At 41.0% G+C, this 21,983-nt stretch carries 20 protein-coding genes; 13 read left to right on the forward strand and 7 right to left on the reverse strand.

Annotation, left to right across the window (positions count from 1 at the left end):
* Window positions 1-37: 37 nt before the first annotated feature.
* Together AC5YCI_RS09300 and AC5YCI_RS09305 are read left to right on the forward strand one after the other, a co-directional pair.
* Window positions 38-265 carry a TOBE domain-containing protein gene (locus AC5YCI_RS09300; protein ID WP_496129912.1) on the forward strand — a complete coding sequence of 76 codons (228 nt, stop codon included), beginning with the start codon at window positions 38-40 and terminating at the stop codon, window positions 263-265.
* Window positions 266-280: 15 nt separating this feature from the next.
* Window positions 281-1,099: an ABC transporter ATP-binding protein gene (locus AC5YCI_RS09305; RefSeq protein WP_496175457.1), complete on the forward strand. Its 819-nt coding sequence runs from the start codon at window positions 281-283 to the stop codon at window positions 1,097-1,099.
* Between the two features lie 272 nt (window positions 1,100-1,371).
* Here AC5YCI_RS09305 and AC5YCI_RS09310 read toward each other — a convergent pair whose 3' ends face one another.
* Together AC5YCI_RS09310 and AC5YCI_RS09315 are read right to left on the reverse strand one after the other, a co-directional pair.
* The gene (locus tag AC5YCI_RS09310) at window positions 1,372-2,919 is read right to left on the reverse strand and encodes an esterase-like activity of phytase family protein (protein WP_496175458.1); all 1,548 of its coding nucleotides are present in this window, start codon (window positions 2,917-2,919) and stop codon (window positions 1,372-1,374) included.
* Between the two features lie 264 nt (window positions 2,920-3,183).
* A complete protein-coding gene (locus tag AC5YCI_RS09315) occupies window positions 3,184-4,545 on the reverse strand; it encodes an LLM class flavin-dependent oxidoreductase (RefSeq protein ID WP_496175459.1) in 1,362 nt (453 codons plus the stop codon).
* Between the two features lie 497 nt (window positions 4,546-5,042).
* Between AC5YCI_RS09315 and AC5YCI_RS09320 the strand changes: the two genes are divergently transcribed.
* Entirely contained in the window at window positions 5,043-5,186 is a 144-nt protein-coding gene (locus AC5YCI_RS09320) for a hypothetical protein (RefSeq protein WP_496175460.1), read from the forward strand.
* A gap of 151 nt (window positions 5,187-5,337) precedes the next feature.
* Here the strand turns inward: AC5YCI_RS09320 and AC5YCI_RS09325 are convergent, their stop codons facing one another.
* Window positions 5,338-5,757: a MarR family winged helix-turn-helix transcriptional regulator gene (locus AC5YCI_RS09325; RefSeq protein WP_496130755.1), complete on the reverse strand. Its 420-nt coding sequence runs from the start codon at window positions 5,755-5,757 to the stop codon at window positions 5,338-5,340.
* A 162-nt stretch (window positions 5,758-5,919) separates the two neighbouring features.
* Here AC5YCI_RS09325 and mhpT point away from each other — a divergent pair, with 162 nt between their 5' ends.
* The 8 genes from mhpT to AC5YCI_RS09365 all read left to right on the forward strand — a co-directional run bounded on the left by mhpT (window position 5,920) and on the right by AC5YCI_RS09365 (window position 15,533).
* Window positions 5,920-7,125, forward strand: coding sequence for a 3-(3-hydroxy-phenyl)propionate transporter MhpT (mhpT, locus tag AC5YCI_RS09330; protein WP_496175461.1), 1,206 nt, complete (start codon window positions 5,920-5,922; stop codon window positions 7,123-7,125).
* A gap of 30 nt (window positions 7,126-7,155) precedes the next feature.
* Entirely contained in the window at window positions 7,156-9,210 is a 2,055-nt protein-coding gene (locus AC5YCI_RS09335; RefSeq protein ID WP_496175462.1) for a 3-hydroxyacyl-CoA dehydrogenase NAD-binding domain-containing protein, read from the forward strand.
* 77 nt (window positions 9,211-9,287) lie between these two features.
* Window positions 9,288-10,943 carry a long-chain-fatty-acid--CoA ligase gene (locus AC5YCI_RS09340; RefSeq protein WP_496130758.1) on the forward strand — a complete coding sequence of 552 codons (1,656 nt, stop codon included), beginning with the start codon at window positions 9,288-9,290 and terminating at the stop codon, window positions 10,941-10,943.
* On the forward strand, window positions 10,940-12,730 hold the full coding sequence (locus AC5YCI_RS09345; protein ID WP_496130759.1) for an acyl-CoA dehydrogenase: 1,791 nt from the start codon (window positions 10,940-10,942) through the stop codon (window positions 12,728-12,730). The genes AC5YCI_RS09340 and AC5YCI_RS09345 overlap by 4 nt, the downstream gene beginning before the upstream one ends.
* 10 nt (window positions 12,731-12,740) lie before the next feature.
* The gene (locus AC5YCI_RS09350; protein ID WP_496130760.1) at window positions 12,741-13,142 is read left to right on the forward strand and encodes a PaaI family thioesterase; all 402 of its coding nucleotides are present in this window, start codon (window positions 12,741-12,743) and stop codon (window positions 13,140-13,142) included.
* A gap of 115 nt (window positions 13,143-13,257) precedes the next feature.
* Complete coding sequence (locus AC5YCI_RS09355; protein ID WP_496175463.1) at window positions 13,258-14,523, forward strand: OprD family outer membrane porin; 1,266 nt, start codon at window positions 13,258-13,260, stop codon at window positions 14,521-14,523.
* Between the two features lie 164 nt (window positions 14,524-14,687).
* Window positions 14,688-15,035 (forward strand): hypothetical protein, encoded by a 348-nt coding sequence (locus tag AC5YCI_RS09360; RefSeq protein ID WP_496130762.1) that lies wholly within the window; start codon window positions 14,688-14,690, stop codon window positions 15,033-15,035.
* Between the two features lie 69 nt (window positions 15,036-15,104).
* On the forward strand, window positions 15,105-15,533 hold the full coding sequence (locus AC5YCI_RS09365; RefSeq protein ID WP_496130763.1) for an I78 family peptidase inhibitor: 429 nt from the start codon (window positions 15,105-15,107) through the stop codon (window positions 15,531-15,533).
* On the opposite strand, the gene AC5YCI_RS09370 is transcribed toward AC5YCI_RS09365, so the two are convergent.
* The 3 genes from AC5YCI_RS09370 to AC5YCI_RS09380 all read right to left on the reverse strand — a co-directional run bounded on the left by AC5YCI_RS09370 (window position 15,530) and on the right by AC5YCI_RS09380 (window position 17,886).
* A complete protein-coding gene (locus tag AC5YCI_RS09370) occupies window positions 15,530-16,942 on the reverse strand; it encodes an aminotransferase-like domain-containing protein (protein WP_496130764.1) in 1,413 nt (470 codons plus the stop codon). The genes AC5YCI_RS09365 and AC5YCI_RS09370 overlap by 4 nt on opposite strands.
* A gap of 52 nt (window positions 16,943-16,994) precedes the next feature.
* Window positions 16,995-17,147 (reverse strand): hypothetical protein, encoded by a 153-nt coding sequence (locus tag AC5YCI_RS09375; RefSeq protein WP_496130765.1) that lies wholly within the window; start codon window positions 17,145-17,147, stop codon window positions 16,995-16,997.
* Window positions 17,148-17,259: 112 nt separating this feature from the next.
* A complete protein-coding gene (locus AC5YCI_RS09380) occupies window positions 17,260-17,886 on the reverse strand; it encodes a TetR/AcrR family transcriptional regulator (protein ID WP_496175464.1) in 627 nt (208 codons plus the stop codon).
* A 329-nt stretch (window positions 17,887-18,215) separates the two neighbouring features.
* Between AC5YCI_RS09380 and katE the strand changes: the two genes are divergently transcribed.
* Both katE and AC5YCI_RS09390 read left to right on the forward strand, forming a co-directional pair.
* The gene (gene katE / locus AC5YCI_RS09385; RefSeq protein ID WP_496130769.1) at window positions 18,216-20,315 is read left to right on the forward strand and encodes a catalase HPII; all 2,100 of its coding nucleotides are present in this window, start codon (window positions 18,216-18,218) and stop codon (window positions 20,313-20,315) included.
* 81 nt (window positions 20,316-20,396) lie between these two features.
* Complete coding sequence (locus AC5YCI_RS09390) at window positions 20,397-20,741, forward strand: immunity protein Imm33 domain-containing protein (protein ID WP_496130767.1); 345 nt, start codon at window positions 20,397-20,399, stop codon at window positions 20,739-20,741.
* A 38-nt stretch (window positions 20,742-20,779) separates the two neighbouring features.
* On the opposite strand, the gene AC5YCI_RS09395 is transcribed toward AC5YCI_RS09390, so the two are convergent.
* Window positions 20,780-21,739, reverse strand: a complete 960-nt coding sequence (locus tag AC5YCI_RS09395) for a methyltransferase (RefSeq protein ID WP_496175465.1) — start codon at window positions 21,737-21,739, stop codon at window positions 20,780-20,782.
* Between the last annotated feature and the right edge of the window lie 244 nt (window positions 21,740-21,983).

A 21,983-nucleotide genomic window follows, 5' to 3' on the forward strand; every position in this document is an offset into this window, starting at 1 on the left:
ATATTGATTAAGTCCAATAAACCATAAGAGAAAATAAATGACAATTACATCTGTTAATGTACGTAACCAGTTTAAAGGTGTTGTAAATGAAATTGTTGAGGGACCTGTGGTGTCAGAAATTAATGTTGAAACCAAAGCAGGTATTTTTACTTCAATTATTAGTACACGTTCAGTTGCAGATCTTGCTTTAGAAGTCGGCTCTGAAGTGGTGGTACTGATTAAATCCACTGAAGTCTCTTTAGCAAAACTCAGTACTAGCGTTTAATCGAGGAGGCCTAATATGAGTGAACCTCGAGGTAGCGTTTTAATTCAGGCGCTGCACAAAAGTTATTCGCAACATGCCAAAGGTCAGCTGAAGGTTTTAGAGCAGATTAATCTCAACATTCAAGCAGGCGAATTTATTAGTATTGTAGGCAGTAGTGGTTGTGGTAAATCAACATTGCTGCGCTTGTTGGTGGGTTTGGAAGCTGAATATCAAGGCCAAATCCAAGTTGATGGACAAGCCATTCAGGGCACCAGCTTAAAACGGGGTATTGTCTTTCAAGACCATCGTTTATTTCCTTGGTTAAGTGTACAAGAAAATGTTCGAGTGGCTTTACATAACAGTCAGTTGAGCCGTAAACAAGAAGACGAGCTAATTGCTGAACACCTTGATCTGGTGCGCTTAAGCAAATTTAAAGAGGCTTATCCCTCACAGCTTTCAGGTGGTATGAACCAACGGGTTGCGATTGCCCGAAGTCTAGTAAATCGTCCAGAAATTCTACTCCTGGATGAACCCTTTGGTGCACTTGATGCACTGACTCGACACAAACTACAAGACGAAATCCAACGTATTTGGCAGCATGAAAAAATTACCATGATTATGGTCACTCATGATGTTAAAGAGGCAGTTTACTTGGCCGATCGAGTGGTGGTCATGCAACCCCATCCAGGTCGAATCAAACGCGTTGTAGATATTAAAGTTCCACATCCGCGTAAACGTGAGGATGTTCGTTTAATTAATCTAAAAAATGATATTTTGCTCGACTTTAGTGATGATATTATTGATATAGGTCAAAATAAGAAAAGTAAATTTAACGATTTTAAATTTGCTTGGTAATAAAGTAATAAAAATAACAAATTGTAATGAGATGAAAATGGGCTTATGTATAATTTGGGATATTTATATTACTTGCTTCATTGCCATAATTAAAACGAATGCGCTCCAATAGGACTTTATATTCAAGAGAGGTGACTTTGGAAGCTGCATAAATTAGTGATGATAGTATGATTGTGGCTAAAAAAGACATCAAAATGAATTGATTTATTTCCTCTTAATCAAAATTAAATTTAAAAAGCCCAAAAGTTTTAGCTTTTGGGCTTTATTTATTGTTATGGGTTGAAAAGATTTAGTTTATCGGCAATATATAAGGTAGGTGTATCAACACGCATGCGCACATTATCTAAATACTTCTGCTCTAAACCGTGAGTTGTCCAAAGCCCCATATCATCATCATTCACGATTCCAAGAGTTTGTTGATTAATCAACCATAAACCTTCCATTTTGTCGTGTGCATAACTTACACGTTTGCCCATATCCAATACCAGTGTCTTGCTTGCTGGGTGAATATTTAGTGCTTGTAATGCTTCCCATTTTTTATCGTTATTGATGAAATATTGTTCTAAGGTTTTACCTGCAATAGTTAAACCAAATTGAGGATCTTGAACTAGATCTCCCTGAGTTGCGATCTCCTCCAAATTGGTCGCATTTTTCAGATCAATACGATAAACATGTTTCATGATATTCGGATCGTCTTTAAGAAATTTGCCATCACGTTCTAGAACTAAAAATTCGTGATTATTCAGCGCAATAATAGCTGAATTTGAGTTAGCATCAATTTCTTGACGATAGAGATATTGAGCAACTTTGCCTGTTTCAAGATTGATCGTCACAATACGAGTTAAGGTGGATTTATTAACAGCCTTAGTTGGCAAATCCATGGTCGATTGCATAATTCCAACCAATGTTTTTTGGTCAGGTGTAATGGTTAAACCTTCCATACCACGATTGGCACGACGATAACCAAATTCTTGAGGTAAAGTGAATGTATTACGTATATCCTTCAAAAAAGGATTAATACGACCAATTTCCTTACCATGGGCATCATAATGCACAATGTGAGGGCCATATTCATCACTTATCCAAAAAGTACCATCTTTTAATGCTGCCAAACCTTCAGAATCGAGACCGTAATTATCAAGTTTGATTGGATTGGTTATTGGGTCATAAGGCTTTGATGCATCTTCAGCAATGACCTTGCCATTGATATCATAAGGTATTTCGCCTGTACCACCGAATGCAGCAGTATTCGGCAATCCAGTAATATGATTTCCATCATGATCTTTTAATAAAATCGTTTTAATGAGTTTGATTGAGCCATCTTCTTGCACCTCAAACAACCCAATTTTGGGTACATAGTCTGGCATTGGGAAAATCTTACCAGCACCATTCACGCCATCATTATAGTCGGCATTTGGGCCACGATCTGTGATTGCATAAAATTGTTTATTGTTCGTAGGATGTGCAGCAACATCAGATCCAAAGCCACCTTGTCGAAGTGTAAATGCACTTGCGATGGTTGTACCATTTGCCTTAAAGCCTGTTAAATTTTGATAAGGCAAGGTAACACCTTGAGCAAATAAGTTTGGACCACATTGGACTGAACTTTGTTGCACTTCATTCGTATCCAACTCACCGTTTTTATTTTTATCCAAACCGCTTTCAATACGTGTTCCAGCACTCCAACAATCATTATTTCCAAGTGCTAAAGGCGTCTGTTGAATCAAACTATTTAATCCATTTTGACCCTTATCCCCATCGTCAGTACATGCTGTTAATAAAATCATCGAAGTCAATAAAGTAATTGGTATTTTTTTCATTTTTTAATGCATCATAATTAAAATATCTGATCATAAAAATAAAAAATGACAATTAAATGAATAAACGATCAATCGTTCATATTGTTAAAATCTTAAATTAACCCGAATCATGGCTAAGCCGAGTTTTAAGTCACTCGCTTGTCATACCCTTCAAGCAGCTATGTTCGGGCTTAGGATCACAAACAATAGCTCAGTTCAGCCCATCATTTAAAATACAAGATGATGATGGGTAAAAAAGCCTCTCGATTGAGAGGCTTGTTTGACCTAAGAGGCAATATTTTGTTGGTTTTGCAAAATGTATTGATTTTCAGGGCGTTTTAGACCTAGATTCTCTCGCAAAGTGCTGCCCTCGTATTGCGTACGGAATAAACCACGGCGTTGCAGCTCTGGCACAATGAAATTGACAAAATCATCTAAGCCCGCTGGTGTCGTTGGGGGTAATATGTTAAAGCCATCCGCTGCTTCATTTTCAAACCATTGTTGTAATTGATCGACCACTTGTGCAGGGGTACCAATTAAAGTCCAATGACCACGTGCTGAGGCAATATATTGATACAGCTCACGAATGCTAAACTGATGTTTACGTGCAATATCAATCATCATTTGCTGACGGCTAGAGAAGTTAATTTCGCTATCTTTTAATTGTGGGAAAGGCGCATCTAGATCATATTTGCTTAAGTCAACCCCACCAGATAAGCCTGATAATAGGCTTAAACCTACTTCAGGACGAATCAAGCTGTTGAGCAATTCATATTTTTCTTGCGCTTCTTGTTCGGTTTGAGCCACAAAAATTGAAACCCCAGGCATAATTTTAAGGTCGTCCGGTTGGCGGCCATATTTAAGCAGACGACTTTTTACATCGCGATAAAACTCCTGGGCATCAGCAAGGTTTTGCTGGGCTGTAAAGATAACTTCAGCATATTTACCTGCTAATTCACGTCCATCTTCTGACTGTCCAGCTTGGACAATGACAGGATAACCTTGTGGGGGGCGAGAGACGTTAAGGGCACCTTCAACTTTAAAATATTGACCCTGGTGCTTTGGTTCGTGCAGCTTTTCAGGATCAAAGAATTGACCGGCGTGTTTATCATAGATAAACGCATCATCTTCCCAAGAATCCCAAAGCTTTTGCGTCACTTCAATAAACTCATCTGCACGGGCATAGCGTTCATCGGCTTTAGGGTGGTGTTGTAAACCAAAATTACGTGCAGTATCAGGAGCTGCTGTGGTTACTACATTCCAAGCTGCGCGGCCTTGGCTAATATGGTCTAGCGAGGCAAACTTACGCGCTAAAATATAAGGGTCTTCATAGGTGGTAGATGCTGTTGCAATAAATCCAATATTTTTTGTGACAGCGGATAAAGCCGCAAATAAAGTCACCGGCTCAAAACCTACCCCTTTATCTCCTGCACCTAAAGCAGCTTCTGCTGCTGAACCCCAACGTACAGATAAACCATCAGCTAAGAAGTAGGCATCAAATAAGCCACGCTCAGCAGTTTTGGCTAATTCTATTGCGTAACTTATATTTAAATGATCATGTGGCCGAGATTCAGGATGACGCCAGCCAGCAACATGTTGCGAGGTGGTTGGAATAAAAGCCCCAAGCTTAATTTGACGTTTGCTCATAGAATAACCTGCATATAAGAATAATTTTCTCTATAGCTATTCCAAAATCCATGCCAAATTATTTTTGAATATAATTCAATAACTTATTTTTTTTGAATGCAGGTTATGCTGTTATACATACAAATCAAGCTTACATCTGTTGCTTATCATTCATCTCAAGAGGGCATATGTTCAGAAGAAAAATAAAAAACTCTTACAAAAGAAAAAACCTGCAAAGCGCAGGTGAGTCGTCGTTACATTGTTGTTATTACAGCCTTAAGTTTATTTAGGCTTGAACTCAATATAAGCAACTAACATGACAATTATGTGACTTGACAGGTAACACTAGGTAAAGATGTAAAGATGTTGTGTAAGTGATGTAAAGTGAATCCGAAGACATCAATACCTTAGCGGGATTTAAATTACAATGACGTAAACTGATACAGGTGTTAGGTTTTGCGCGTTTAAAAACTCGTTACATTAGTAAAGTCTTTAATCCAGTGCTATAGGGAAACACTATGCTAAGACGTCAAAAAAGTCGAACCAAACAACGCCAGCAACAGCAACATGAAGTACAGCAGGCCCTTGAATTGCAACAACTAGAACAACAGCAGCAACAGCCACAAATGCGTACTAAACTGCCCCAACATCCTCGTGATTAGCAAGATAGCATGCATAAACAACGTTAAGATTCACCAGATTTGACCCAAAGTAAGTTACTTTGGGTTTTTTTATGCCAAAAAAATATTTTTTATCCGCAGTCTAAAGCAGCATCATATGTGAAAAAGGTCATATTTTTATTTGAATTAGATCTTAGTTGACATCATTTGGCCAAGACGATTCTAAAATTTTTCTTAAAGTTGCCACTTGTTCAGCACCTAAATGTTGGGCAAGTTGTTGCTCGATCTGTTGTAACTCACGTTGCGCCACGGCAGACATCTTACGACCTTGAACAGTAAATTGAACTAATTTGACTCGCTTATCTTGAGGATTATCACAAAGCTCTAAAAAACCTGCATTTACTCCCTCTGTCACCAATTGATGTACAGCCTGACGCGACACTTTAAGCTGTCGTGCAAGATCAGACATCGCCACAGGTTCAGGACCTAAATAACTATATAAACGTGCTGTGGACGGTGAGATATAACCATAACCATTTTTTTCCGCGTGTTTCATCAGGGTTTCTTCAATCCATTCAAGCCGGCTACGTAATAAGAAGCGTAGAGATTTCATAATAGTTATTAAGTCTTAAAGTGACGGTTTATTCTATAACAATCTTATTTTTTTCTCCATGCAGTGTTACGACTTTTTGCTAATAGGACAATTGTCAAGCTTGCTTGACAATTGGTTTGGGGTTGGCGAGGAATGCAACTTTTAAAATTTAAGGACAGCAAGATGACAAAAGCACAACATGAATCAGGGCGTAATGCGTTAATGACCATCGTGATCTGTTTCCTCATCGCCTTTATTGAGGGAATTGATTTGCAATCTGCCGGTGTTGCCGCGGCAGGTGTACGTGAACATTTTGGTCTAGATACGCAAAGTTTAGGTTTATTTTTTAGTGCCGCTATTTTAGGTCTGTTACCAGGCGGGCTGATTGGTGGACGTTTAGGCGACCGCATGGGTCGTAAAAAAATCTTAATGATCGCCGTGGCTTTATTTGGCCTATTTTCAATTTTAACCGCATGGGTGACCAGCTTTAATGGCTTGCTTTTTGCGCGTTTTATGACGGGTGTGGGTTTAGGTGCAGCATTGCCCAACCTTGTGGCACTGGCTTCTGAAGCGGTAAGTGAAAAAGCCCGTGGCCGTGCAATCTCACTGATGTACTGCGGTATGCCGATTGGTGGTATTGCAGTGTCATTACTTGCCAGTACTGCGATTGCCACAGATTGGAAAGTGATTTTCTATGTAGGTGGAGTATTACCGCTGTTGGTGCTTCCAATGATGTGGTGGTTCTTACCTGAATCTAAAGCATTTTTGGCAGCCAAGCAAAATAATACCCAGCAAACTGTATTTAGCGAACTTTGGAATCAACATTTTCGTGCACCGACCTTACTGCTATGGGTTGGCTATTTCTTCACCATGATGGTGGTGTATATGCTACTGAATTGGCTGCCATCTCTGTTGATGGATTTAGGCTTCCAAAAACAGCAAGCTACTTTGGTGCAGATGTTCTTCTCGGTGGGTGCATTCATTGGCACGATTGGTCTTGGGATTTTAGTTGACCGTTGGCAAATGAAGAACGTGATTGTGCTGATGTATAGCGGCATTGTACTGGGTTTAATTGCACTCAATACCTTTGAAAGCGTTTACGCAATGTACTTTGCTGGCGCATTGGTGGGTTGTTTCACCATTGGTGGACAAATGGTGCTGTATGCCTTAGGCAGCCAAGTGTATCCAACACAAATGCGTGGCACAGGTGTAGGTACAGCCATGACAGTCGGGCGTTTTGGTGCGATGGCGGGCCCTGTGGTGGCAGGTCAAGTATTGGTGATGGGCAGTGGTGCTACAGGTGTAATTATGGCATCTATTCCGGGCATCATCATTGCAGCACTGCTTATTTTAATTTTACTCAATATGTTGCAAAAACGCGCAGCATAAATTATCAGTCAAGCAAAGAAGGGAATAAACATGAACATACAGCAACAACAGTTTGGTTCAGTGGCTTGCATTGAGTTTGCAACAGATAAATTAAATGTATTATCGCATCCATTGCGTGAAGCACTGTATGCGGCGATCACAAATGCCTTAAACAATGAAAGCGTAAACAGCTTGGTGTTATATGGTGGTGAGAAAGCTTTTAGCGCCGGTGCAGACATTAGTGAGTTTGCCCAAGGCACACACTTAAAATTCCCTTCTTTACATGATTTGGTCAATTTAATTTCAGACGCACCAAAGACCATTGTGGCAGCTGTCGCGGGTCAAACGCTAGGTGGTGGTTTAGAACTGGCTTTAGCATGTCATGTACGTGTGATTGATGCCAAAGCGAAATTGGCGTTGCCTGAAGTGCATTTAGGTTTATTGCCGGGCGCAGCAGGCACACAATTGCTACCTCGTTATATTGGGGTAAGTGCAGCACTCAATGCCATTAGCACAGGTAAAGCGTTGAAATTAGCTGACCTCACGCAGACGCAATTGTTTGTTAGTTTAAGCCAAGGTCAAGTGCAACAAGATGCATTGGCTTGGGCAGAGGCCAATCCGCAGCCTGTAGTGCATATTAAACACACTCAAGTGGCAAATGCAGAAGCTCACGTATTGGCAGCAGCACGCGCGAAATTGGGTAGCCAAGGCCCTGCGATTGTGCAAACTGCGATTTTAGATGCCATTCAAGCGGCAACAGAGCATGACTTTGCCCAAGGCTTTGCCAAAGAACAGGCTTTATTTCAAGCCTTAACTGCAACGGATATTTCAAAAAGCTTACGTCATGCCTTCTTTGCAGAACGTATGGTGAAAAATGTACCCGGTTTAGATAGCACGATGCGTGCTCAACATATTCAAAATGTTGCCGTGATTGGTGCAGGAACCATGGGCAGCGGGATTGCGATTTGTTTCTTAAAAGCAGGCTTTAACGTCACTTTAATTGAAACCCAGCAAGCAGGTTTAGACCGTGGTTTAGGCCTAATTGGCAAATACTTTAGCCAACAAATTGAAAAAGGGCGTTTAAGCGCAGACAAAGCTGCAGCTATTCAAACGCAATTAAAGACCTCTTTAGATTATGCAGATCTTGCCCATGTTGAATTGGCAATTGAAGCTGTATTTGAAGATTGGGATGTCAAAACTTCAGTATTACAAAAGATGGATCAATACCTGCCACAAGGTGCGATTTTAGCCAGCAATACATCCACACTTGATTTAAATCAATTGGCGCAAGTGACCAAACGTCCTGAAGCGGTGGTGGGTCTACATTTCTTTAGTCCTGCGCAAGTGATGCCATTACTTGAAGTGGTACGTACGACACATACCGATGATCAAACTTTATTGACGGCTTTGGATTTAGGTAAGCGTTTAGGCAAAGTGGCTGTGGTGGCAGGCGTCTGTGACGGTTTCATTGGTAACCGTATGCTGAATGAATATTTACGTATTGCGGGTTTATTGATTGATGCGGGTGCATCACCGTATCAAATTGACCAAGCTTTAGAAAACTTTGGTATGGCGATGGGGCCATTTCGGATGTGTGACATGGCAGGCAACGATATTGGTTACTTGATTCGTAAACAACAGTTAAAAGCCAATCCAAATAAAAAATTCTCAGGGATTGCGGATTTACTGTGTGAACAACAACGCTTCGGTCAAAAGACCCAAAAAGGTTGGTATGACTACAGCACGGGTAATCGCCGTGGTGAGGTCGATCAGGACGTATTGGCTTTAATTGATGCGTATCGTCAACAACAAGGCATTACGCCACAGCAATTTAGCGATGCTGAAATTGTCGCGCGTTGTATTAGTGCACTGGCTTTAGAAGGTTATCGCTTATTAGAAGAAGGCATTGCCTTACGTGAATCAGATATTGATGTGGTGTATCTAGCCGGTTATGGCTTCCCACGCTGGCGCGGTGGCCCAATGTTCTTTGTTGGACAAAACCTGAATCAATTTCAACAGCAAGTGAACACATTTGCACAAGATGCAGTGGGCGACGCAAGTTTTTGGCAACTCCCTAATATTTTAAGCCAAAAGCTTAGCGCTTAACTTCAGCACTTTTTATAAAAATTCAAGCTTTACGCCTGTGACAGGAACGGTTACGGGCGACGCTCGAGGGTAAAATCATGAGTACATTACATTTACAACATTGGCCACGTCATTTATCACATGGTTTGTCTTATCCGCAAACAGGTGTCTACGAACATTTAAGTACCAATGCAAAACGTTATCCTCATAAAATTGCAGTCAATTACTATGGCAGCCAAGTGGATTACCACACCTTAAATACCCGTGTGGAACGTTTTGCTGGCTATTTAACTGAAAAATTGGCTGTGCAGCCCGGTGATCGTGTGGTGCTGTGCATGCAAAACAGCGTGGCATTTATGGTGGCTTACTATGCCATCTTACGTTGTGATGCTGTTGTGGTACCTGTCAATCCAATGAACAAAACTTTGGAACTCGAATGGTACATCACTGACACCGAAAGCCGTGTAGCGATTGTGGGTTCAGAAATGCTGGCAGAGTTTAGTCCGCTGCTGGGTGAAACTGTACTCGAGCGTATTATTGCCGCACGTTATGGTGATGATATTTTTGCCGATACCAAATTTGTGATTCCAGAAACGGTAAAAAATGCACCTGCGATTACCGAAAGCCAACAGGTGATTAATTTCCAAACGGCGTTACAACATACAGCGATCACCTATAACGCACAGCGCCAAGGCGAAGACCTTGCGGTGATTTTATATACTTCGGGTACAACAGCACATCCTAAAGGTTGTATGCTCAGCCACCGTGCTTTGGTTGCGCAAATCAGTACGCAGATCAACTGGAGCCCGTGGAATAACACCGCCAAAGTGTTATCGGTGACGCCATTCTTCCATGTCACAGGCATGATTAATGCCATGTGTCTGCCGATATATCTTGGTGCAACCACCTATTTAATGACCCGTTGGGATCGTGTCTGTGCAGCTCAAGTGGTGGATCTACATGGCCTCACCCATTGGTGCTGTATTCCCACTATGGTGGTCGATCTTTTGGCGATGCCAAATGTCAATCAATATAATTTCCGCTCACTCATCTGCGTTTATGGTGGTGGTACAGGGATGCCACATGCCATTGCTCAAGATTTTGAAACCTTAACAGGAATTGAGTTTATTGAAGGTTGGGGTATGACCGAAATGACTGCAGGGGTACATCTTAATCCCTATGGTCGTGGCAAACGTCAATGTTTAGGGGTGCCGTTATTTGAAGTGGATAGCCGGGTAATTGATCCAGACACTGGTTTAGAACTGGGTGTACGTCAAACTGGTGAAATTATCTCACGCAGTCCCTGTATGTTTAGTGGTTATTGGAAAAACCCGCAAGCCACTAAAGATGCCTTAATTGAACATGATGGACATACGTTCTTTAAAACTGGTGACGTCGGTTATTTCGATGAAGAAGGTTACTTCTTTATGGCAGATCGTCTCAAACGCATGATTAATGTCTCTGGCTATAAAGTATGGCCATCTGAAGTGGAAAGCATCTTATATAAAAACCACAACGTATTTGAAAACTGCATTATTCCATGCCACAAAACTGATCGTGGTGAAAGTGTCAAAGCTGTCGTGGTGTTAAAGCCAAATACAAGCATGACAGAACAAGAATTTAAAGATTGGTGCCGCGCCAATATGTCGGCTTATAAAGTGCCGAAATTTGTAGAATTTGTGGATGAACTCCCAAAAACTGCAAGCGGAAAAATCAACTGGCGTTTACTACAAGACAAGGAACTCAGCGCATGAACAGCTACAAAGCCCCTTTAAATGATCTCAGCTTTATCTTTAATCATCTGTTAGATCAAAAACAATTGGCCGAGTTGCCAGGTCTTGAAGATTTAGGTGTAGAACTATATGAATCTGTACTTGAAGAAGCAGGTAAATTTGCCAGCAATGTCCTTGATCCGATTAATGCCAGCGGTGACCGCGAAGGCTTAAAAATTGCTGATGGTGTGGTGACTACACCAAAAGGCTTTAAAGAAGCCTATCAACAATATACCCAAGCCGGTTGGAACAATATTTCACTTGAGCCAGAATTTGGCGGTCAAGGTTTACCCTATATTTTATCGACTGCAGTCAATGAAATTATGATGGGTGCCAATAAATCCTTTGTGATGTGTTCGGGACTCACCATTGGTGCCATTGAAGCGATTAGCCACGCAGCAAGCGATGAACTCAAACACAAATATTTACCAAAACTGGTATCAGGTGAATGGGGCGGTACTATGAACCTGACTGAACCAGGTGCAGGTTCAGATGTGGGTGCGTTAAAAACCAAAGCCATTGAGCAAGCGGATGGCAGCTACCGTATTCATGGTCAAAAAATCTTTATCACCTTTGGTGAGCATGACTTAACTGAGAATATTATTCACTTGGTATTGGCACGTCTTCCAGATGCGCCAGCAGGTGTACGCGGTATTTCACTGTTCTTAGTGCCTAAATTCTTGGTCAATGACGATGGTTCATTGGGCGAGCGCAACGATGTACGCTGCGTATCCATTGAACATAAACTCGGGATTCATGCCAGCCCAACCTGTGTTATGGCCTATGGCGATGACGAAGGAGCTTTAGGTTACCTCGTGGGTGAGAAAAACAAAGGTTTAGCAGCAATGTTCGTAATGATGAACATGGCACGCTTAACCGTGGGTATGGAAGGTGTAGCATTAACGGAACGTTCTTACCAAGCAGCACTTGATTATGCACGTGAACGTGTACAAGGCGCGGACGTGGCGACGGGTCAGCCAGTGGCCATTATTGAACATGCCGATGTGCGTCGTCAGTTACTCAGCATGAAATCTAACGTAGAAGCCATGCGTGCGATTTCATTGTTTATTGCCCAAGCTCAAGATATTAGCTTACGTCATCCAGATGCTGAAGTGCGTGCCTATAACCAAGGCTTAGTTGATTTACTGATTCCTGTATTTAAAGCATGGGCCACTGAAACTGCACTCAAAACCACCACCACAGGTATTCAAGTACACGGCGGTTTAGGCTTTATTGAAGAAACGGGTGTGGCACAATATTTACGTGATGCTGTCATCAGCGTGATTTACGAAGGTACGACAGCCATTCAAGCGGCTGACTTAGTCGGTCGTAAGATTGTCAAAGACCAAGGCAAAAACTTAGGCGTGTTGCTGGGCTTGATGAAAGAAACCTTAGCTGAAGTACAAGCCAAGGCAGAGCTTGCTGATATTGCAACTGAGTTTGGCAACGCAATTGAACTATTAGAAAGCCATAGCCAACTGATTGCACAGCAATTTATGCAATCAACTAAGGATGCATTATCAGTTTCTGTACCGTATTTAATGCTAACCGGTATTGTCGTGGGTGCTTGGCAACATGCCAAGAGCGCAGTCAAAGCCGCTGAATTATTGGCACAGGCCCAAGGCAATGCCAACTTCTTAAAAGCTAAAGTCCAAACTGCACGTTTCTATCACACCATGGTATTAGCTGAAATTTATGGTTTAGCGCACAGCGTTCAACATGCTGGTAGCGTCGTGACTGATTTTAGCAATGACTATTTTATTGACTAAGGAGTGAGAGATGTCTGTTGACTATCAAGCAATCATTAATGATTTAGTCGCGCCTCCAATCCATACCTTTTTGGGTGGAAAGATTGAGCATTTCGATGCTGAGCAGACGTTGATGCGCGTGAGTTATCAATCTCGAGCTGAGTTTGCCAATCCGATGGGTATGTTACAAGGCGGGATGTTAAGCGCAATGCTTGATGATGCGATGGGTTTATTTGCATTTATCGGTCATGACGCTCAGCCTGCTGCCACGGTCAATATGACTGTGAACTTCTTACGTCCTACTCAGCTTAAACAAGTCGATGTAGAGGTGTACTTTGTGCGCCGTGGTCGCAAGATTTCCAATCTTGAAGCGATTGCATGGCAAGACGGTAAACAAGTGGCAAAAGTTGCAGCGGTTTTTACTGTGATCTAATGCAGAGCAGATGTGGTGGTAATCACCGCCACATCTTCAATCCCTGACTTTTTAATTTATTTTATAGCGCATTTGTGGCTATGAAAGGCATATTCTTGTCTTAAGGAAACAGACAATGACTACAAAAATATATGGATGCATATTTTTAGGGTTAATCAGCAGTTCAACATTTGCTGATTTTATTCAAGACAGTCAAGTCACGTTGACTGCACGTAATTTTTATTTAGATCGTAATTTTACCGCCCCAGATGTGACGCAACCTGCGGCCAAAGAGTGGGCACAAGGTTTTATCCTGAATGCCAAGTCTGGTTTTACTGAAGGTCCAGTTGGCCTCGGTCTAGATGTGTATGCTGGTACAGGGATTAAACTGTGGGCTGATCAAGAGCATTCTTTGGGCACGGGTTTATTGCCTGTAAATAGACCCAGCCTAGAACCTACAGACAGCTACGGCGAAATTGGGCTAACGGCGAAGGCTAAAATCAGTGAAACTGAAATCAAAGCAGGAACATTATTTCCTTTAAATCCAGTTTTGGTGGGCTCACCTGCGCGTTTATTACCACAGACTTATCGTGGTATTGCACTTGAATCGAAAGAATTAGACAAAGTCAAAATTGAGGCAGGTTATGTCGATCGAGTGAATCATCGTGACTCGACCAACTACGAAAAAATTCGTCTCTCTGCGGCCAATATGAAGTATACAGGGGTGGAAACTTCAGGTTTACACTATATTGGTGGGTACTACTACTTGCGTCCTGAAACGACGTTTGCTTTGTATCATGCCAATTTACATGAAGTCTATGATCAATACACCTTTTGGGCACGTAATACTTATCAATTGAATGATCAATGGAGTTTATATAATGACTTTCGTTATTTTAGAACCGTTGATTCAGGCGATAGTTTAGCTGGTGAAATTGATAACCATCATGGCAACATGGTCATTGCTTTACATAAGGATCAACATAAGTTTAGTTTAGGTTATATTCATAACTCAGGTGAAACAGGTTTTCCTTATTTAAGTGGCGGCGAAGCCAATACCTATTTGGATGCTTGGTCAACTGACTTCTTAAACCCTAATGAAAAAGCATGGTCAGTACGTTATGATTATGACTTTAAAGATCACATTCCTGGTTTACGTTTAATGACACGTTATACCAAAGGCGATGAGATTGAATTGGTGAATTTGGTGGGTGACGATCGTGAACTTAAAGAGCGTAAGTTTGGTATAGAGCTGTCTTATCAGTTACAAACAACTGCCTTAAAAGGTTTAAATATCCGCCTACGTCACGAGGATTATAAAAATGACTTTGGCCCTAAAGCCACTTTTAAAACCGCCAAAGAACAACGTGTTAATATTGACTACACCTGGAAGTTTAAATAAAACCACGCTTGGCTGAAAAGCACAGACCTGCGACAGAGAAAAAATTTCGGTTTTTTAAGCATGCAGATGACCAATACTGTTTGCTTAAAAAATCACCTAAACTTATGCACTTAAGTGCAGATTAAGGTAATCTAATCTCTCAATTTGTTTATTTAAATAGTGTTATGGCGATCTTACTGAATAAACGTAATACATTCCTAGCGTTGGCTGGTGTGTGTATATTGAGTTTAACGGCTTACCAATATAGTCGTGCACATATCAATCACAAGCGAGTTGAATCGGTAATTTTACATGATCAAAATATTCAAGATGAATATGGTCAAATCGAAGATTATCATATTGAAAATGTTCAGTTCTATTTAGACCACAGTCAAATACAGTCTTATCACTATGATTTATCCATCACAGGAAATAAAAAATCAGGTGAAATTGCATTACACATGCAACAGATCCCAGAACAAGAGGGTTATCGTTATAGCATTCAATCCAATCTGTCCCTATTAAAAAATTAAAAATTTCGCAGCGGAATCCCAAGACCTCAGGTAAGATCAAGACTTAACAGCTAAAATAATGAGGAAAAAATGTATAAAATGATCTTGTTGTTTACTACAGGCTTGGTACTGAGTGCCTGTAGCAGTCATACTCCATCCACGAGTCATCAGGTTGTGGGCATGGCCAACCCTGCTAGTGTTTACTGTCAGCAACAGGGCGGTCAAAGCGTGACGCGTAATACTGCGCAAGGTCAAGTGAGTGATTGTCATTTGCCAGATGGGCGTGTCGTTGAAGAGTGGAGCTTATTGCGCAGTCAAAAAGATCAATGCCAAGCTCAGTATGCTGCCAAATTGGTTGGGCAAAAAAACTTAAGCGAAGATGATATTAAAATCATGACTCAATCGGGTGAAGTACGTATAGTCAAACCTAATCAACCGGTCACTTTGGATTACCGCAGTGAGCGTGTGACAGTGGTCACCGATGATAGCAACACAGTGCTTAAAGCCAGTTGTGGTTAAATCGCCTGTATTTGCTGTTCAATGACGCGAATAAGCTGGGTTAATACAGATTGCATGTGATCATTCCAAGCAAAAGAGCAGTTTAAGCGTAAGCCTTGGCGTTGTTCAGAAAAAACACAAAATAAAGAACTGGGTGCAATAGCAATATTGCGCTCAAGTAATGTTTCATAAATACTCATACTGGCAATGCCAGGCGGCAGTTTAATCCATAGGAAATAGCCACTATGGTAATAATAAATTTCACAGCCTTTAGGTAAGTGCTGCTCCAAAAATTTAAAGAATAGTTTTTTTTGCTTTTCGAGATTTTTACGTAGTTGACGTAAATGCTTTTCATAATGATGTTTGCTAATAAACTCAACCAAAGCGTGTTGTAATAGGCTGTTGGCAGAGATTGTACTCATGAGTTGTAAGTGTTGGATCTTGGCAGAGAAAGCACCTGCATGTACCCAGCCTAGACGAAAACTTGCCCCCAAGGTTTTAGAAAACGAAGAACAGTGTAATACCCAATTGGCATGATCAAAGTACTTCATCGGTAAAGGACGGGTATTAGAAAAATAGAGCTCCTCATAGACATCATCTTCTATTAAATACACTTGATATTCGTCAATCAAGGCAGCAATTTTGGCTTTAATTTCATTACTCACATTAAAGCCAATCGGATTATGGCTGTTGAGCATTAACCAACAGACTTTAATTGGATATTGTTGTAAAATTTGCTCAAAAGCTTGTAAATCAAAGCCATAAATAGGATGTTCGGGCAGCGTAATCACTTTTAAACCCAAACGTTCAGCTGCTTGCCAAGCCCCGTAGAAAATATGTTGCTGTAAAATAATATAGTCGCCAGCATGGGTAATGGCTTGCAGAGCCAAATTTAAGGCATCTAAACAGCCCGAAGTAATCACAATATCGTCGGCATGAGTGGCAACGCCATGCATGTTGTAACGCTGTGCAATCAATTGACGTAATGCCAGCTTACCCGGTGGTAGACTCTCATGAAGGGTATAGCTACTCGGCTCACGTGCCAATTGCGCCATGATTTGAATCAACTTTTTGCTCATCACTAAGCTATCTTCAGGAAAAGCAGATCCTAAAGGAACAATCTCAGCGGATTGTATCGATTTTAAATACTTAAACACTAAGGAGTTGATCGATACATCTTGATGAAGGGCTACACGGGCTGGGGGCACAGCGAGATGCTGTTGTTGCGGGCTAACAAAATAGCCTGACTTCTCCTTGGCATAAATCAGGCCTTGTGCTTCTAAACTTTGATAGGCATTCATGACCGTCATTAAGCTTAAACCGCTATCTGCAGCCTGATCACGCAAGGACGGAAGTTTTTGATGGGCACTAAAAGACTGGTTTTCAATTAAAACTCGAATGTTATGAGCCAGTTGTTCAGCTTTATACATGCCTAATCCACTTTAATTTGACTCAGCAGGCTGAGTGTTGCAGCTTGTTGATTTAAAGACCCATATCGGCATTAATCGCAAACACCACGCCAATACAAAATAAACTACAGTAAATAAAAAACCAAAGCAGCATACGTTTAAAGGCTTTATCTGAAATCGAGCTATCGGCATATTTGGGTGCTGGTTTTGAAGGGCGCTCTTGCATTTTTGATTCTCACATTTAAATCAAAGGAATAACTGTATTATGCAAAAGCGCTTTTTTAAATATTAGATACAGAAAAAAGCAAAAAAACTATAACAGATCACCAGGGAAATGCTTAAAACTGACTGATTTGCTCAGGTTTTGGTACAGAATTTAACCCTTTAAAGCCAAAAGTGTGACGGTTATTTAAGATGAAATCGACACGCTGATTTAACATCTGTTCAGTGATGGGTTGTTTCAGTAAGAAATAATGACTTAACAGTGGACCAATCATTTCATTGAAGACTAAATGGGGATCATAATCTCGAGGCCACTCACCACGTTCAATTGCATGGGTAAAAATCTTTTGCCCGATCTGCATTCTCTCTTGCCAGAGTGCCAATGTCATGTGTTGTAGTTTAGGCTCTAGCTCAGGATTAAATGCTAACATGATCAGAGTTTTACCAATTTGACTTTGTAAGAAATTACAAATTAAACCCAAGCTATGGCGTAAATCTTGGGCAAGATTACCTGTATGAACTGGGACAAGCTGGTTTTGAGCAAATTCACTAATGGCTTCCATCATGAGTGCTTCACGTGTTGCCCAGCGCCGATAAATTGTGGTTTCGTGCACATTAGCACGTGCAGCAATTTGGCTAATATTGAAACCCATATAGCCTTGTTCAATCAGTTCAAATAATGCATGTTTGAGTACATCTTGACGTACTCGTGCACTGCGACCACCGGTGCGTTTTTTAATCATTGTTGTCGACATAATCGGAAATTAAGTATGAAGTATTATGTATTGAAGTGTACAAAATAATCGTCAAGAAATCTAATCTATTAAATGCAAGTCACTTTGCTTTAACTAGCATCAAAGTTACATGACTCTATCTATTTGTATTAGGAATTAGAGTTTTAAAAATAAATTGAAAATCCATTACATAAAATGCTGAAAATTTAATCGAAGTTATACATTACATCGGCATATTTAGCGATATGGTTAATCAGGATGATATTACCAGCATCATGTCTATCTTTTGCTATAAAAACGAAATGAGGAACATCATGAATAAGAAGACCGTGAGCCAGATGGGCGGACAAGATCGCCCGGATCGTCAAAACAGTAATAAAAAGCTAGAACAACTTGATGCCCATCGTCGTGATGCCACCGAGCAGGCTTTAACCACCAATCATGGGGTTAAAATTGCAGATAATCAAAATAGTTTAAAGTCCAGTACTCGTGGCTCGACTTTACTCGAAGACTTTATTTTACGTGAAAAAATCACGCATTTTGACCATGAACGTATCCCTGAACGAATTGTGCATGCACGTGGTGTAGCAGCGCACGGTTTTTTTGAAGCTTATCCGGGCAATGACAAATGGACCAAAGCTGGCTTTTTAACAGACAGCAGCATCCAAACTCCAATTTTTGTACGTTTTTCCACGGTGCAAGGCCCACGTGGTTCGGCAGATACTGTGCGTGATATTCGTGGTTTTGCGATTAAGTTTTATACCGAAGAAGGTAATTTTGATTTAGTGGGAAATAATGCGCCAGTATTTTTCATTCAAGATGGCATTAAATTCCCCGATTTTGTGCATGCAGTAAAACCAGAGCCAGATACAGAGATTCCAACGGGTGCATCCGCACATGACACCTTCTGGGACTTTGTGTCTTTAGTGCCTGAATCCGCGCATGCTGTCATGTGGGCCATGTCAGATCGTGCCATTCCACGTAACTTACGTTCCATTCAAGGCTTTGGGGTACATACTTTCCGCTTGATTAATGCCAAAGGTGAAGCAGTATTTGTGAAATTCCATTGGACACCAAAGCAAGGTTTGGCTCAGCTAGTTTGGGATGAGGCACAAAAATTAGCAGGTAAAGACCCCGATTTCCATCGCCGTGATTTGTATGAAGCGATTGAGAAGGGCTTTTATCCGGAATGGGAGTTGGGCGTACAGATTGTGCCAGAACAAGATGAGATGAAATATGACTTTGATCTGCTTGATCCGACCAAAATCATTCCTGAAGAACTTGTGCCTGTCACTCCAATTGGTAAGTTTGTCCTGAATCGCAATGTTGATAATTTCTTTGCTGAAACTGAGCAAGTTGCCTTCTGTCCAGGGCATATTGTCCCTGGAATTGACTTTACCAATGATCCCTTATTACAAGCACGTTTATTTTCCTATACCGATACTCAATTAAGCCGTCTGGGTGGCCCGAACTTCCATCAAATTCCGATCAATAAAGCGGTATGTCCATTCCATAATAATCAACGTGATGCCTTACATCAGCATCATGTGCATAAAGGCCAAGCTGCCTATCAGCCCAATTCAATTGATGGCAATTGGCCAGTTGAAACCCCACCTGCTGCCAGCCAAGGTGGTTTTGAGAGCTATCAAGAACGTATTGATGGCCGCAAGATTCGTGAACGTAGTCCATCGTTTGCTGACCACTTTACTCAGGCACGTTTGTATTATCAAAGCTTAGCAGCGCACGAGCAAAAGCATGTGGTAGATGCTTATGTCTTTGAGTTGGGTAAAGTCGAACGTTTACATATTCGTGAGCGTGAGGTACAAGAGGTGTTAGCGAATATTGATATTGACCTAGCCCGTCAAGTGGCAGAGCAATTGGGTATTGCCTTAAAAGCGGATGCCAAAGCGCAAAGTCAAACGATTGATAAAACCTCGGCCAAACTTTCGATGCAGGCCTTTATTCCTGACGATATCAAAGCACGCAAAATTGCGGTCTTGGTGCATGATGGTGCCAATGCAGCGCAAGTTAAAGCCATTCAGGATTGGGCTAAAGCTGAAAATGCGGTCGCAGAAGTGTTGACTCCCACACCTGCTCCAGTCAAAGATCATAAAGGCAAGGAAATTGCTTCAGATGGTATGCAAAAAGGTGAACCTTCAATTGCTTATGATGCAGTCGTGATTGTCGATGGCGATAATTTAGATGCGGTGAAGAAAGATGGTGTCGCTAAACATTATCTGCTAGAAACCTACAAGCATTTAAAACCGATTGTATTTTTAGGTGATAAAGCAGAGTTGATAGGCTTACTGGGCTTAGAAGAAGATGCTGGTCTATTTAAGGCAGATGACTTTAAAACGATTGCTGATGATTTTAAAGAGAGCATTCGTCAGCATCGGATTTGGGCACGTGAGCCAGCTGCTGAAGGTATTCCTGCTTAAATCTTGACAAAGAAAAAGCCCACGATGGTGGGCTTTTTTCGTTATACTGCAATTTGTATTAAATGATTTAGAAAATCTAGCATGCATAAAGATATCATTGAAGAACAGAAATTGGTGTGTGAACAATATGGCTCTGCCTATCGTGCGGTAAATGACCAAGATGTGATTGCCATTGCAGTCAAATCCTTAACTGAAGAGAGCATTGTTGGGATTCGCAATTTGCCTGACAGTGATGGTATAGCATGGTTTATCTATGGCGGTGAACTAGATGATGCAGATGACTTTTTTCAAACCATGAGTGTGAAAGAGTTAGAAGAGGTATTTCCTGAAGCACTACCATTTTTAGCACTCGATACGGGCTATCGTTTTTTAATTGATCATGACGAATATGAAGATGTATGGCGTGAAGGCGAGTTAGATCTCTAAACTCCAAGCTTACAAAGCCCACGATAGTGGGCTTCATTTTAAGGCGCTTGTACAGTGATTAAAGCGAGGCTAATGCGATCAATATGTTGATATTGGCTTTGTTCTAATTCCTCACCAAATACATCGGGATCAATTTCTTGATACTGCCACTCATAGGTTGGATAATCTTGCATAAAAATTTTAATCGCGGTGTAAAGCAAATTGTTGTCTTGGGAAATTGCTGCACCGCTATATAAAAATAAATGCCCTTGTGGGCTTAACTGATGTATTGCCTGTTGCAAAATAGCAAAGGCCATTTCTGCGCCATCTAATTGTCCACCATGTCGATATTGACGTTGCTCGTCATCGACCAAATACGGTGGATTGGCAAAAATAAAATCAAACTTTTGATCAATATCTTGCAACACATCACTTTGCGCTAAGACCAAATTCACCTTGGCAGCCTTGGCATTGACTGCGCTAAAGCTTAAAGCCTGTGGATTGATATCAATACCAGTCATGTGCTTAATTTTAAACTGTTTGGCGAGTGCAATGGCCACAGCTGCGGTACCACAGCCTATTTCTAAAGCTGATAGAGGCTGTAACTGTTGTTGCTGTAGATACTGCTGCACATGAAAATAAAAGCGATACGTATCCGGACCAAAAAAAACCGCATCAATATCTTGTGTGGGATAACCGGAATGAACCACTAAATGTTGATCTAGACTAGAAACACGAATACAGCTGTACCATTGCTGGTCATTGTAGCGTTCAATATATTGATGCGCCTGTAACAGAGCAAAGAGATCTAAAGGCAGCAAATCCGCATCAAAAGGTAAATTCCAGCCAAAGATATCGGTTAAGCTGCTGGCAGTTTGTGCTTTACGCCGTGTCAAAATACGCTGATGAGATAAAGGGGTAATGGTGGTGAAATGATAGTGATGTTGTTTTAAATAGCTTAATAATTCCACTAAGGCAGATTGTTGAGCAGTGAACTCAACAGCAGGATGCCCTGACATAAACAGTCCTCGTCGTTGTGATTTTAAGTGCATAGACTTAAATTAAGTTGCTTTATCCTAACAAGGGAAAGTATATAGTCGGGTATGGCTTATGTTAATTTCAGCTGAGTTTGCTACATGCAAACACCTATGTATTTTTACGATATTTGTATGACAGGGGTTGAATCATGTGTGTTATAAAAGAAAAAAATCATGACAATTAATACAATTTAGGAATAAATTCATCGATTAAAAACACGAGGTT

Source organism: Acinetobacter sp. CY17, assembly GCF_059515825.1.